Origin of the sequence: Aeromicrobium sp. CTD01-1L150 (genome assembly GCF_041951745.1) — a bacterium.
In the GTDB taxonomy this organism is placed as follows: Bacteria; Actinomycetota; Actinomycetes; order Propionibacteriales; family Nocardioidaceae; genus Aeromicrobium.
On sequence record NZ_CP169555.1, the window covers coordinates 2368379 to 2381655 of the forward strand.

At 70.6% G+C, this 13277-nt stretch carries 12 protein-coding genes; 4 read left to right on the forward strand and 8 right to left on the reverse strand.

What is annotated here, in order from left to right:
* Positions 1-8: 8 nt before the first annotated feature.
* Complete coding sequence (locus ACEVFP_RS11690) at positions 9-1082, reverse strand: oxygenase MpaB family protein (protein ID WP_374999639.1); 1074 nt, start codon at positions 1080-1082, stop codon at positions 9-11.
* A gap of 56 nt (positions 1083-1138) precedes the next feature.
* On the opposite strand from ACEVFP_RS11690, the gene ACEVFP_RS11695 reads away from it, so the two are divergent.
* Both ACEVFP_RS11695 and ACEVFP_RS11700 read left to right on the forward strand, forming a co-directional pair.
* A complete protein-coding gene (locus tag ACEVFP_RS11695; RefSeq protein ID WP_374999640.1) occupies positions 1139-1759 on the forward strand; it encodes a TetR/AcrR family transcriptional regulator in 621 nt (206 codons plus the stop codon).
* 36 nt (positions 1760-1795) lie between these two features.
* Positions 1796-2161 carry an ArsC/Spx/MgsR family protein gene (locus ACEVFP_RS11700; protein WP_374999641.1) on the forward strand — a complete coding sequence of 122 codons (366 nt, stop codon included), beginning with the start codon at positions 1796-1798 and terminating at the stop codon, positions 2159-2161.
* A gap of 29 nt (positions 2162-2190) precedes the next feature.
* Here the strand turns inward: ACEVFP_RS11700 and ACEVFP_RS11705 are convergent, their stop codons facing one another.
* The 3 genes from ACEVFP_RS11705 to ftsY all read right to left on the reverse strand — a co-directional run bounded on the left by ACEVFP_RS11705 (position 2191) and on the right by ftsY (position 6540).
* The gene (locus ACEVFP_RS11705; protein WP_374999642.1) at positions 2191-3432 is read right to left on the reverse strand and encodes a DUF222 domain-containing protein; all 1242 of its coding nucleotides are present in this window, start codon (positions 3430-3432) and stop codon (positions 2191-2193) included.
* A gap of 104 nt (positions 3433-3536) precedes the next feature.
* On the reverse strand, positions 3537-5132 hold the full coding sequence (gene ffh, locus ACEVFP_RS11710; protein WP_374999643.1) for a signal recognition particle protein: 1596 nt from the start codon (positions 5130-5132) through the stop codon (positions 3537-3539).
* A 109-nt stretch (positions 5133-5241) separates the two neighbouring features.
* Entirely contained in the window at positions 5242-6540 is a 1299-nt protein-coding gene (gene ftsY, locus ACEVFP_RS11715) for a signal recognition particle-docking protein FtsY (protein WP_374999644.1), read from the reverse strand.
* A gap of 121 nt (positions 6541-6661) precedes the next feature.
* Between ftsY and ACEVFP_RS11720 the strand changes: the two genes are divergently transcribed.
* Together ACEVFP_RS11720 and ACEVFP_RS11725 are read left to right on the forward strand one after the other, a co-directional pair.
* The gene (locus tag ACEVFP_RS11720; protein WP_374999645.1) at positions 6662-6994 is read left to right on the forward strand and encodes an ArsR/SmtB family transcription factor; all 333 of its coding nucleotides are present in this window, start codon (positions 6662-6664) and stop codon (positions 6992-6994) included.
* On the forward strand, positions 6991-7473 hold the full coding sequence (locus tag ACEVFP_RS11725; RefSeq protein ID WP_374999646.1) for an SRPBCC domain-containing protein: 483 nt from the start codon (positions 6991-6993) through the stop codon (positions 7471-7473). Before ACEVFP_RS11720 ends, ACEVFP_RS11725 begins: the two co-directional genes overlap by 4 nt.
* Here ACEVFP_RS11725 and cydC read toward each other — a convergent pair.
* The 4 genes from cydC to ACEVFP_RS11745 are packed head-to-tail and all read right to left on the reverse strand — an operon-like array spanning position 7427 to position 13202.
* Positions 7427-9055, reverse strand: a complete 1629-nt coding sequence (gene cydC / locus ACEVFP_RS11730; protein ID WP_374999647.1) for a thiol reductant ABC exporter subunit CydC — start codon at positions 9053-9055, stop codon at positions 7427-7429. The genes ACEVFP_RS11725 and cydC overlap by 47 nt on opposite strands.
* On the reverse strand, positions 9052-10680 hold the full coding sequence (gene cydD, locus ACEVFP_RS11735; protein ID WP_374999648.1) for a thiol reductant ABC exporter subunit CydD: 1629 nt from the start codon (positions 10678-10680) through the stop codon (positions 9052-9054). The genes cydC and cydD overlap by 4 nt, the downstream gene beginning before the upstream one ends.
* Positions 10677-11720: a cytochrome d ubiquinol oxidase subunit II gene (cydB, locus tag ACEVFP_RS11740; protein ID WP_374999649.1), complete on the reverse strand. Its 1044-nt coding sequence runs from the start codon at positions 11718-11720 to the stop codon at positions 10677-10679. Before cydB ends, cydD begins: the two co-directional genes overlap by 4 nt.
* Before the next feature lie 39 nt (positions 11721-11759).
* Positions 11760-13202 (reverse strand): cytochrome ubiquinol oxidase subunit I, encoded by a 1443-nt coding sequence (locus tag ACEVFP_RS11745; protein ID WP_374999650.1) that lies wholly within the window; start codon positions 13200-13202, stop codon positions 11760-11762.
* Positions 13203-13277 lie beyond the last annotated feature (75 nt).

Sequence of the window (13277 nt, forward strand, 5' to 3'; positions counted from 1 at the left end):
GTAGATCGTCAGCGGGCGATCGCACCCAGCACGGGCTCGGACTCCACGATGCCCTCCTCGCTCGGCGCCTCACCATCACCGAAGACGCGCCGCTCCTGGCGCTCACGCAGCTCACGATGGGCATCACGCGGGCGGTCGTAGCCGTAGCGCTCGCGGGCCTGCGCGGGGGTACGGACGACGGGCTCGAGCGGTGCGACGTCGTGGAAGATCGGCGCGACGACATCACGCGTCATGGGCGAGAGCTGCGAGACGATCGCGAGCTTGAACCGACGGCTCCGATCCGCGAGCGCGAACCCGATGCGCAGCACCGGCCGCACGATGGCGTCGACGACACGCGAGCGTGGCAGGCCGGCCTCCTGACGCACCCATCGCGGGAGGGTCGCGACGGTGCCACGACCGATGAGGCGCGCCACGAGGCGCCGGACCAGGAGGTCGGGCGAACGACCGTCGGGGATGAGCACCTCGCCGTGGAGCAGGTGGGTCATGGCGTCCTCGGCGATGTCGGACACGATGAGCTCGGGCCGCTTGCGCTCGTAGTAGGCCCGCAGCTCCTCTCGCGTGCGGGGGACGTCCTCGGGAGAGCAGGTCTGGAGCTCCGCGGCCACGGCGCACTCCGCCCAGTACTGCGCCTCCTCCTGCGCACTGAGCCTCCCTGGTCCATAGCGCTCGTAGGCCAGCAGGATGGAGTGCCACCCGGTGAGCTGGATCCACAGCTGGGAGTCCGGGTCGTTGGCGTCGTACCGCTGGCCGGTCACAGGGTCCGTACCGATGCCCTTGCTGTGCACCTTGACCAGGATGTCCGCGGCCTTGCTCACCGAGCGCGTGTCGGCGAAGGCGACCATCGCGAAGTAGCGCAGTGTGCGGTCGTACCGCGTGCGCGGCCTGTCGTAGATGCCTCGCGTCTTGGTGACCGAGGCGACCAGCGGCGGGTCGAGCTCCTCGACGACGACGGCCCGCTGGAAGCCGATGGTCATGGAGGTGGGGTAGGACCACACCTTCCAGGTGACCGAGTCCGGCCCAAAGAAGCCGTAGTCCTCATGGGGTGTGATCTCGGGGCGGCGAGGCCTGCGCAGGATTCCCATGACCAATTACTACACCCGTGTAGCAATTGGCGTCAAGGGTGCCGTACGGTGGCGTCGTGACCACCTCCGCCTCCCCCACACGCCGGCCGTACGCCCGGCGGATGCCGCTCGAGCAGCGCCGCGAACAGCTCATGGACGCGGCGCTCGCGATCATCGTGCGCGAGGGGTACGGCGCGGTCACCGTTGATGCCGTGGCCCGCGAGGCCCAGGTGACCCGCCCGGTGGTGTACGGGGCGTTCGACGGGCTGCGGGGAGTCCTGCAGGCACTGCTCGACCGCCAGCAGGAGCGCGCCGGACGGCGGCTCATGGAGCTCCTGCCGTCCTCGATCGACCCCGCCGACCCGGCCGCTGCCGTCGGTGACGCCGCCCGCGCACTCCTGGCCGAGATGCGGCACGACCCACTCACCTGGCGGCCCATACTCCTGTCCCCCGGCAACACGCCGGACGTCGTGCGCGAGCGCATCGACGCCACCCGCGACGAGGTGGTCGCCCTCGTCTCCTCCGTCGTGGCCCGCACGCCGGCGGCCAGTCGCGGTGCCGTCGATGCCGACGTCCTCGCCCACGGGATCGTGGGGGCGATGGAGCACCTGGGGCGTCTGGTCGTCGCCGATCCGGACCGCTTCGACCCCGAGGACGTCGTGCGCAGCGTCACCGCCGTGGTGCGTTCGCTCGCCTGAGCCAGGCCGTCCACCACCGGCACCTATCGTGGGGGGATGGCCGACGACTCCCTGCGCATCCTGCACCACACCGCCTGCTCCACCTCCCGGCACGCCGTCGACGCCGCCCGTGCGGCCGGTGCCGAACCCGAGGTGGTGCAGTACCTGAAGACTCCGCTCACCCGTCCGGAGATCCTCGACCTCCTGCGCATCCTTCAGGACGCTCCCGCTGACCTCGTTCGCAAGGACAAGTACTTCAAGGAGCAGGGCCTGGACCCCGACGCCCACACGACCCCCGAGCAGGTGGCCGACGTGCTGGTGCAGCACCCGCGCCTCATGGAACGTCCCGTCCTGATCCGCGGGGACCGCGCCATCATCGGCCGACCCAAGGACCGTGCAGAGCGGTTCCTGCGCGAGACCTGAGCCGCATCAGGGCGGGTCAGCGCCCTTCATCACGCGGCAGCGACGTACTCGACGTCGATGAGTCCGGCAATACGTGCCTCAAGGCTGCTGGAGGCGGTGAAGGCGCGCCGCAGGTGGGTCCTGGAGGCGAGCACCCTGCTGGGCAGCCTCCAGCGGTGCTGGCCGTCGGAGCCGACGAAGGTGGTGACTCTTCCTCTGGTCTTGAAACGATGGTGCCTTCGGCACAGGTGCCACAGGTTGGTGCCGTCGGTGGGCCCCCGTGGGTGGGGCTGCTCGTGGTCGGTGTCGCAGCTGACGGCCGGCGCGCTGCAGGTGGGGAACACGCAGGTCCCGTCCACCAGCACCAGAGCTCGCTCGAGCGTGGCGGTGGGGAACCTCCCGAGCTCTGTCACGTCGAGCACGCCGCCGGTGGGGTCGGTGACGACACGGGAGAAGAGGGTCCCGGGCACGGCGGCGAGCTCGCGGACCAGCTCCGGGTCCAGGCTCAAGCGGCCGTCGACCGATCTGCCAGGCTCAGCGGACAGGCCGAGCAGGGTCTCGAGGGGGACAGTGACACCGATGTGGAAGCGTCCACGTCCAGCGGGCTCGGCTGCCGTGCGGCCGAGGAGGCGGTCGATGAGCAGGTCGGCGCGGACCTGCTCGAGGGTGCGGGCGTCACCACCACGGACGGCCTTGGCGGCGATGGTCAGCTCTCGTTCGAGCAGCAGCGCGTCGGCAGCCGGGATGTAGGCGTTCAGCATGGCCATGGCGTCGTCGTCGTGGCTGAACCACACTCCGCGTCGTGCCTGCGCGTCCTTGCGGCGCTCGGCCACGAGATCAGGCTCGAGACGCGCTACGAGCCGGCGCAGCCACTGCCGCAGCTGGGCCAGGGTGTGCTCGGCCGCGTAGCCCGGGGCCCGGGCGTCCAGCTCCAGCAGCGACTCGGGCCGGCGGAGCCGCCAGGCAGCCGAGGCGATCGCCCGGACCCTGGCGTCGTCCAGCACGCCGTCGCCGTGGGCGGCGCCGGTCAACGGCAGGTCGCTCGCCAGCGTCTCAGCCACGTGGAGTCGGTGCTGCACCCACAGGGACGAGGCCTGCAGCTCCACGGCGAGCTCCTCGACCGCCACCTGGGCGACCTCCTCGACCCCGGCCGGCGACTCGCCGCGGGCCACCGCATCGGACCGGCGCGCAGCGACGAACGCGTACATGGCCCGCATCTGCGTGGCAGCCGCCGCATTGGCGGCGCGCGCGGCATCGGCCGCGGTGTCCAGCAGGGCGTCCGTCGAGGTCATGAATCAAACATATACTCGAGCGCCGACACTTCTCTCGAGTGCGATCTGTCGGTGACCTGGGTCAGGCGAACAGTGCGTGGGGGCGCGTCCGGGGAACGACCCGATCAGAGCAGGTCCTTGAGCTCCTTGGGCAGCTCGAAGTCGTCGTTCTTGTCGTCGAACCCGAAGGCCCCGGCACCGCCGGCCTGCTTGGCCTCGCGCGCCTTGGCCGCCTCGCGCTCCTGCTGCGCCCGTTTGGCCGGGTTTCCCGAACCCTTGCGACCCTTCTTCTTCTTTGGCTGCGGCTTCTGGCGGGCCGCGGCGCGCTTGCCCGGGCCACCGGGCATCCCGGGCATGCCGCCCGCACCCGGCATACCGGGCATACCGCCGCCCTTGGCCATCTGCTGCATCATCTTGCTGGCGTCGGCGAAGCGGGAGAGCAGCTGGTTGACGTCCTGCACCGTGGTGCCCGAGCCGCCGCTGATGCGCTTGCGGCGTGAGCCGTCGATGATCTTGGGGTTGTCGCGCTCGGCGGGCGTCATGGATCGGATGATCGCCTTGATCCGGTCGATCTCCCGCTCGTCGAAGTTGGCCAGCTGCTCCTTGTACTGACCCATCCCCGGCAGCATGCCCATCAGCTTGGACATCGAGCCCATCTTGGCCATGGCTTCCATCTGCTGCAGGAAGTCCGAGAGCGTGAACTGCCCACCCATGAGGCGTGCGGCGTCCTGCTCGGCCCGTTCGGCGTCGTAGACCTTCTCGGCCTGCTCGATGAGGGTGAGCATGTCGCCCATGTCGAGGATGCGCGAGGCCATCCGGTCGGGGTGGAAGACCTCGAAGTCGGTGAGGCCCTCGCCGGTGGACGCGAACATGATCGGCCGACCGGTGACCTCCCGGATCGAGAGCGCCGCACCACCACGGGCGTCGCCGTCGAGCTTGGTCAGCACGGCGCCGGTGAAGTCGACGCCCTCGGCGAAGGCCTGGGCCACCTGCACGGCGTCCTGGCCGATCATCGCGTCCAGGACGAACAGGACCTCATCGGGGTTCACCGCGTCGCGGATGTCGGAGGCCTGCTTCATGAGCTCGGCGTCGATGCCCAGGCGGCCGGCGGTGTCGACGATGACGACGTCGTGCAAGGATCGGCGGGCCTCGGCCACGGCGTCGCGGGCGACGGCGACCGGATCACCGACAGTGCCCTCCGCCTCCCCGTCGGTGGACTCGCTGGTGTTGCCCGGCTCGGGCGCGAAGACGGTGACGCCGGCGCGCTCACCGACCACCTGAAGCTGGTTCACCGCGTTGGGGCGCTGGAGATCGGCCGCCACCAGCATGGGGCTGTTGCCCTCCTGCTTCAGCCAGTGAGCCAGCTTGCCGGCGAGCGTCGTCTTGCCCGCGCCCTGCAGTCCGGCGAGCATGATGACCGTCGGCGGGTTCTTGGCGAACCGGACACGCCGGGTCTCGCCACCGAGGATGCCGATGAGCTCCTCGTTGACGATCTTGATGACCTGCTGCGCCGGGTTGAGCGCACCGCTGACCTCTTCTCCACCCGCCCGTTCCTTGATGCGGCCGATGAAGGCGCGCACCACGGGCACGGCGACGTCGGCATCCAGCAGCGCGAGACGGATCTCGCGCGCGGTGGCGTCGATGTCGGCCTCACTGAGCCGACCCTTGCCACGCAGGTTCTTGAACGCCGACTGCAGTCGGTCTTGCAGGCTGTCGAACATGCGGGGAGGTACTCCAGGCAGTCGTGGTGGGGGCAGTCGTGGTCGGGGGTAGTCGTGGTCGGACACTCGCCGGGTGGGCGGATTCAACCCTAGCCGAGGCGCTGAATCCTCACTCCAGCAGCGCGTCCACGAACTCCTCGGCATCGAACGGCGCGAGGTCGTCGGCACCCTCGCCGAGACCGACGAACTTGACCGGCACGCCGAGCTCACGCTGCACGGCGACGACGATGCCGCCCTTGGCGGTGCCGTCGAGCTTGGTGAGGACGACGCCGGTGACGTCCACGACCTCGCCGAAGACCTGCGCCTGGCGCAGCCCGTTCTGGCCAGTGGTGGCGTCGATGACGAGGAGGACCTCGGTGATGGGGGCCTGCTTCTCGGCCACGCGCTTGACCTTGCCGAGCTCGTCCATGAGACCGGCCTTGGTGTGCAGACGGCCGGCAGTGTCGACGAGCACGGTGTCGACGCCGTCGGCCACGCCGCGCTGGACGGCCTCGAACCCGACGCTCGCCGGGTCGCCACCCTCGGGGCCGCGCACGGTGGGCACACCCACCCGCTCCCCCCAGGTCTGGAGCTGGTCGGCGGCCGCCGCGCGGAAGGTATCCGCAGCGCCGAGCACGACGGAACGCTCCTCGGCGACAAGCACCCGGGCCAGCCGGCCGACGGTGGTGGTCTTGCCGGTGCCGTTGACGCCGACGACGAGCACCACACCGGGAGCGCCGTCGCCCGTGGCCTTCAGGGAGCGGTCCATCGACGGGTCGACGAGCGCGACGAGCTCCTCGCGCAGGGCGGCCTTGGCGCGCTCGGGGTCGTCGATGCCCTCGACCCTGACCCGGGTACGAAGGTTCTCCACGAGCTCGGTCGTGGGACCGACACCGACGTCGGCGGCGAGCAGCGTGTCCTCCAGCTCCTCCCAGGCCGCCTCGTCGAGATCGGCCCGGCCGAGGACGGCCAGCAGACCGCGTCCCAGCGAGGAGTTGGAGCGCGAGAGACGCTCGCGCAGCCGCACGAGCCGGCCTCTCGGTGCCTCGGGGCGTTCGATGGTCGAGGTGCCGACGTCGGACCCGGGCTCCCCATCGGCCGCCCACGGCCCGGCACCCCCGCCGGGCTCGTCCTCGGCCGCCCACGGCCCGGCACCCCCGCCGGGCTCGTCCTCGGCCGCCCACGGCCCGGCACCCCCGCCGGGCTCGTCCTCGGCCGCCCACGGCCCGGCACCCCCGCCGGGCTCGTCCTCAGACTCGAGGTGCGGCTCCGGGTGCTCCGGGTGACCGATGACCTCCCCGGTGATCGCGTCCAGCTCGCTCGGCGGCGGCATCTCGGTGCGCCCGCCGCGACGCACCAGCAGGGCGCCACCACCACCCAGGACGACGACGGCGAGGGCGATGAGGGCGACGAGAAGCTCAGTGGTCACACCGCAACCCTAGGCGGTGCCTCCGGCGCAGCGGGACACGCAGTCACGGCTCGGGCGTGGCGGAGCCATCGATCCACTCGACTACTAGACATGTGACCATTTAGTCACCTATTGTCAGGACGTGACCGATGACGACCTGGTGTTCAAGGCGCTCGCGGATCCCACCCGCCGAACGCTCCTGGACGCATTGTTCGCCCAGGACGGCCAGAACCAGACCGAGCTCGAGCAGGTGGTGCGCGAGCACACCGAGATGACTCGGTTCGGCGTGGCCAAGCACCTGCGGCTGCTCGAGGACGCGCAGTTGATCACGACCCGCAAGGAGGGACGGACCAGGAGGTACTTCCTCAACGCCGTCCCGATCCAGGCGATCCACGACCGCTGGATCGACAAGTACACGGCAGCGCGGGCCTCCGCGCTGCTCGACCTCAAGAAAGCACTGGAGAACCAGACATGAGCGAGATCCAGATCCACCGCATCTTCATCAACGCCAGCCCCGAGAAGGTCTGGGAGGCGATCACCACCCCCCAGTTCAGCCGGCTCTACGGGTACACCGGCGACGTCTCATACGACCTGCGCCCCGGAGGCCACTACGAGCACCGAGCCAGCGAGGAGATGGTGTCGCTGGGGATGCCGGAGATCGTCGTCACCGGCGAGGTCATCGAGTCCGACCCGCCGCGTCGGCTCGTGCAGACCTGGGCTCCCGTCTGGATCGAGGACGAGACACCCGGCACGGTGACGTGGGACGTGGAGAAGTCCGCCGAGGGCGTCACGCGACTGACCCTCACCCACGACCTGACCGGCCGACCCGCCACGGCACAGCAGGTCGCCGGCAACCCCGATCCCATGGCAGAGGGGGGCGGCGGCTGGCCATGGGTCCTCTCGGGCCTCAAGACCGTGCTGGAGACGGGACAGCCTCTGGAGCCGACCCCCTGAGCGGCGCCGGCGACTCGACGCGCAGCCGACCGGCCCCGGCGAACCGTTCCAGGACGGTCGGGCTGTGCGTGATGACGACCAGCGAGTGCTCCGGCGTCAGGTCGGCGAGGTCATCCAGCAGCGCCTGCGCCGTCGGCTCGTCGAGGTGCTCGGTGGGCTCGTCGAGGACGAGGACGTCGTGCTCGGCCAGCAGCAGCCGCGCGAGGCCGAGCCGCTGACGCTCACCACCGGACAAGCGGCCGCCGCCCTCGCCGACCGGGGTGTCGAGTCCCTCGGGCAGGGAGTCGACGAAGCCGAGCAGTCCGGCCCGCTCCAGGGCGCGGCGCAGGGCGTCGTCGTCGGCTCCGGGGTCGGCGATGCGCAGGTTCTCGCGGATCGTGGTGTCGAAGACGGCCTCGTCCTGGGCGAGGAGGCCGATGCGTCGCCGGACGTCGACACCGCGCAGCATCGACACATCCACTCCCCCGAGCCGCACCCGTCCGGCCACGGGGGACAGCAGACGCAGGAGCGTGACGGCCACGGTGCTCTTGCCCGAGCCACTGGGACCGGTCACGAGCAGGACCTCGCCAGCGGGCAGGCGTGCCGAGAGGCCCGAGGCGACGGTACTCCCGCCCCAGCCGACCGCGAGTCCCTCCAGCTCCAGCTCGGCGCCCGGTGGCGCGGGCACAGGATCAGCCGGCTCCTCGATCGGTACCGGCATCTCCTGGAGCTCGGTGAGCCGACGTTCAGCGCCCTCGACCACCGGCCGGTGGCGCTCGGCCTCGACCAGCTGGTCCAGCACCTCGGCCAGACCGATCGGGGCGAGCACGAGCACCCCGACGAAGACCGCGGGAATGTCGGCCATTGCCGTCAGCGCGACCGCGAGCGCCAGGGCGACGGCCGTGGACGTCAGGACGAGCGAAGTTCCGGCCCCCTGTGTCCAGGCGTCGTGTCGGCCGCGTCGCGACAGTGCGTCCACGGCGTCGTGGGCGCGCTCGCAACGGCCGCGCGAGGAGCCGTAGGCGAGCAGGTCGGGCGCCACCCGGGCGAGCTCGGTGGCTCCTCCCGCGAGCAGGTCGGTGGGCGCCTGGACGCGACGCACCACGCGAGGCACCCACCAGCGGACCACGGCCGCCACCAGCACCGCCTGCACACCGAGCACGAGCCCGACCGACGGCAGCAACCATGCAGTCACAGCCACCACCACGGTGACCGTGGCCACGGACGAGACCCACGGGAGACGGATCCTCAGGAGCCGGTCCTGCGACCGTTCGACGTCCTGGACCACACGGTGCACGACGTCACCGTGGCGCACCCCCGCCAGCCCGGCGGGCGCCACCCGCTCCAGCGCCCGGTAGGCCGCGACACGCGTGTCGACGGCGCGCTCGAGCGCGACGTCGTGGGTGAGCAGCCGCTCGGCGTAGCGTGCGGCAGCCCGCGTGACGCCGAACATCCGCACCGACGTCACCGCCACCAGCAGGTACAGCACCGGCGGCTGCTCGGCGGCCCGCACGATCAGCCAGCCGGACGTCAGCAGCAGCGCGACAGAGCTCATCTGGGCGGCTGCCGCGAGCGCGAACCCCAGGACCAGGCGCCCCCTCATGACTGGACCCGCCCCCCGCTGACCGGGGTGGGCGCCTGGAGCCGGATCTCCCGTCCGGCGACGTGCACCGCCTCGGGCCGGTGGGAGACGACGACCACCGTGACGTGGAGCGCGCAGAGAACACCGAGCACCGCACTCTCCCGACGCTCGTCCAGACCAGCAGTGGGCTCATCGAGCAGCAGCAGGCGCACGGCTCCGGCGCGCACCCTCAGCAGGGCACGGGCGATGCCGACGCGGCGCCGCTCCCCCGCCGACAGGCTGCTGCCGGCCTCATCCACCTCACGGTCGGGGACCAGGTCGTCGGCGCCCGCGTCGCGCAGGGCTGCCAGGACCGCAGCGTCGTCGGCGGCGGGATCGCCCAGGCGGACGTTGTCGGCGATGGTCCCCGCCAGCAGGCCAGGACGCTGCGGTACCCAGGCGATGCCCCGGCGCCACGCCTCGACGTCCAGCTGGTCGAGCTCGAAGGCGCCCACCCGGACCTGACCGGCGGTGGGCTGCACGAAGCCGAGGAGCACCGCCAGCAAGGTCGACTTGCCTGAGCCCGACGGCCCGGTGACGGCCACGAACTCGCCGGGCCGGATCACGTCGTGGGGCACACGGAGCGCGGGCCGGGTGCGTCCGGTATGCGTCACCTCGACGTTCTCCAGCACGATGTCGGCATCGTCGGGGACCGCCGCCCAGCCGCTCGTGCGGCCGGACTCGAGCAGGTCCATGGCCTCCTGCGCCACGGTTGCACCATCGACGCTGTCGTGAAAGCTCGCCCCGAGGCGTCGCAGCGGCAGGTAGGCCTCGGGAGCCAGCACGATGACGAACAGCCCGGTCATCAGGTCGAGGTCCCCGGCGACCAGCCGCAGGCCCGTGCTCACCGCCACGAGAGCGACCGAGAGAGTCGAGAACAGCTCCAGGACCAGTGAGGACAGGAAGGCCGTCCGCAGCGAGGTCATGGTCGCCCGACGATGGCGCTGGCCGCTCTCGCGCAGACCCCGCTCCTGGTCACGACCGAACGACTTGAGCACGACGATCCCGTCGAGCACGTCGGAGAAGTGCCGACCGAGCCGTCCCAGCTCACCCCAACGCCGGTCCAGCCGGTCCCGCGTCACCAGGCCCACCAGCACGAGGAAGACCACCACCAGGGGCACCGTGAGGACCACGATGACGGCGGTCAGGACGTCGGCCACGGCGAGCGCCACGACCACGACGGCCGGGACGATCCCCACGAGGACCACCTGCGGCAGAAACCGGGCGACGTAACCGTCGAGCTTGTCCAGACCGCCCCCGAGCAGGGCGCTGAAGCGGGCGCTCTGTGGCACCTGCCCGACCCGTCGGGGGTCGAGCAGGTGGTCCAGGAGGTCGTGCCGGAGCCCGGTGCGCACGGCGACCGAGGCGCGCGCCGACGTCGTCGAGGTCGCCCAGGCCACGAGTCCGCGGACCGCCACCACGGCGGCGAGCCCGGCCGCGACCACGAGCACGGTGTCCCCGGTGAACAGCGCGTCCACGACGGCGGCCAGCAGCCAGGCCTGCGCCACCAGCAGTCCCGCCGTGAGCACCCCCAGGGCGATGCACGCCGCGAGGAACCCGCGGACGGTGCGCGAGCGTCGCAGGAGCCGTGGGTCGAGGGGTCTCATCGCGTCGCGCCCGTGGTGCCCGACGGCACGGCCTCGGCCAGCTCGTCGTCCGGGATGTGGTGCGTGCCGATGCGCTTGCGGAAGACCCAGTACGACCACGCCTGGTAGCCGATCACCAGGGGCGTGAAGACCGCTGCCGTCCACGACATGATCGTCAGCGTGTAGGAGGTCGAGGACGCGTTCGCCGTGGTCAGGCTCCAGGCCGGGTCCAGGGAGGAGACCATGACGTTGGGGAACAAGGCCGTGAACAGCATGACCACCACTCCCGCGATGGCCACGGCGGTGCCGGTGAACGCCCAGCCCTCGCGTCGGAGCAGCACCGCCAGCATCCCACCGCCGAACGCACCGGCAGCCACTCCCCCGATGACCCACGGCGCCAGGCTGTCACCGCGCGAGGCCGTCCACACGATGAACACCACCGTCAGCACAGCCGCGACCCCGCCGGAACGAAGGGCGAGCACGCGGGCCCGCGCACGGATGTCGCCGACGGTCTTGAGCCCCACGAACACCGCGCCGTGGACCAGGAAGACGCTGACGGTGACGAGGCCGCCGAGCACGCCGTAGGGGTTCAGCAGGTCGAGCACCGTGCCGACGTACTCCTTGTCCGCATCGATCGGCACCCCGCCGACGATGTTGGCGAGCGCGACGCCCCACAGCAGGGCCGGCACGACGGAGCCGATGACGATCCCGAGGTCGCAGCGACGGCGCCACAGCGCGTCGGGGCGCTTGCTGCGGTAGTCCAGCCCGACGATCCGCACGATCAGCGCGAGCAGGATGAGCAGCAACGGCAGGTAGAACCCGCTGAACAGCGTCGCGTACCACTCCGGGAAGGCGGCGAACGTCGCGCCGCCGGCGACGATCAACCAGACCTCGTTGCCGTCCCACACCGGCCCGATGGTGTTGATCAGGACGCGGCGTTCCTTCTCATCGCGAGCCAGCAGCACGGTCAGCATGCCGACCCCGAAGTCGAAGCCCTCGAGGACGAGGTAGCCGACCCACAGGAAGGCGATCACGATGAACCAGACGGTGGTGAGCTCCATGGCTCCCTCCCCTTCTCGGTGTACTCAGGTTCTGAGGACTCAGTAGGCGTAGGCGAGCGGCGCGTCGGGGTCGTCGACCTGCTCGGGCGGATCGGCGTCGGGCAGGCCCTTGCCGATGGTGGTGAGCAGGAGCTTGAGCTCGACGGCGGCGAGCACCGCGTACAGCGCGGTGAAGGCGATGAGCGATGTCAGGACGGTCCCCGCACCCACGCTCGGCGACACACCGGCCTCGGTGGGCATGAGGCCGAACACCACCCAGGGCTGACGTCCCATCTCGGTGAAGATCCAGCCGAAGGAGTTGGCGGCCAGCGGCAGGAACGGCAGGACGACGGCGGCGCGCAGCAGCCAGCGCCCCTCGCGACTGTGGGGATCGGGCAGGCGGGGGTGCCGGGCCGTGGGCGGCAAGAATCGGCTCCGCGTGGCCCACAGCATCCATGCGCCGGCGAGCATCGCCAGAGCGCCTGCGGTGATCATCATCCGGAAGGTCCAGTAGGTGACCGGGACGTTGGGCGCGTAGTCACCCGGGCCGTAGAGCTCGGTGTACTCCGCCTGGAGCGAGTCGATGCCGCGAACCTCGCCGTCCCACGTCCCCGTGCCCAGGTAGGACAGCAGGTGCGGCACCTGCAGCTCGAGGACCGGCTCGCGGCCGTCGAGTGTGCCGATGGTCAGCAGCGAGAACGGCGCGGGAGCCTCATCCTCGTACAGCCCTTCGGCAGCGGCCATCTTCATCGGCTGGACCTCGGTCATCACCTTGCCCTGGAAGTCACCGCTGATCATCGTGCCCAGGCCCGAGACGAGCAGTGTGACGGCGCCCAGTCTCATGGCCGTGCGGAAGGCCTCCAGGTCCCGCTCGGGCCGCCGGATCATGTGCCACATCGCGACGCCGGCCATCAGGGCTCCGCCCACCATGAAGCAGGCGAAGATCGTGTGCGGGAACGTCGCCAGCACGACCTTGTTGGTCATGACCGCCCAGAAGTCGGTGAGCTCGGCGCGACCGGCCTCCTCGTTCATGGCGAACCCGACGGGGTTCTGCATGAAGGAGTTGGCGGCGAGGATGAAGTAGGCCGAGAGCACGGTGCCGATCGCGGCGATCCAGATGCAGGCCAGGTGCAGGGCGGGCTTGAGCCTGTCCCAGCCGAAGATCCACAGGCCGAGGAAGGTCGACTCCATGAAGAAGGCGAGCAGCCCCTCGATCGCCAGCGGGGCGCCGAAGACGTCGCCGACGAAGCGCGAGTAGTCACTCCAGTTCATCCCGAACTGGAACTCCTGCACGATCCCGGTCGCGATGCCCATCGCGAAGTTGATCAGGAAGAGCTTTCCGTAGAAGCGGGTGAGGCGCAGGTATCGCTCGTCACCCGTGCGGTGCCATGCCGTCTGCAGGATCGCGACGAGGAAGACCAGGCCGATGGTGATCGGGACGAAGAAGAAGTGGTAGACGGTGGTGATCCCGAACTGCCACCGTGCGATCTCCAGCGCTTCCATCAGATCTCCTCACTACTACTGTTCGTAGTAATTACTACAGAGTGTAGGAGCAACGGGGTCGCGCGGCAACAAGTC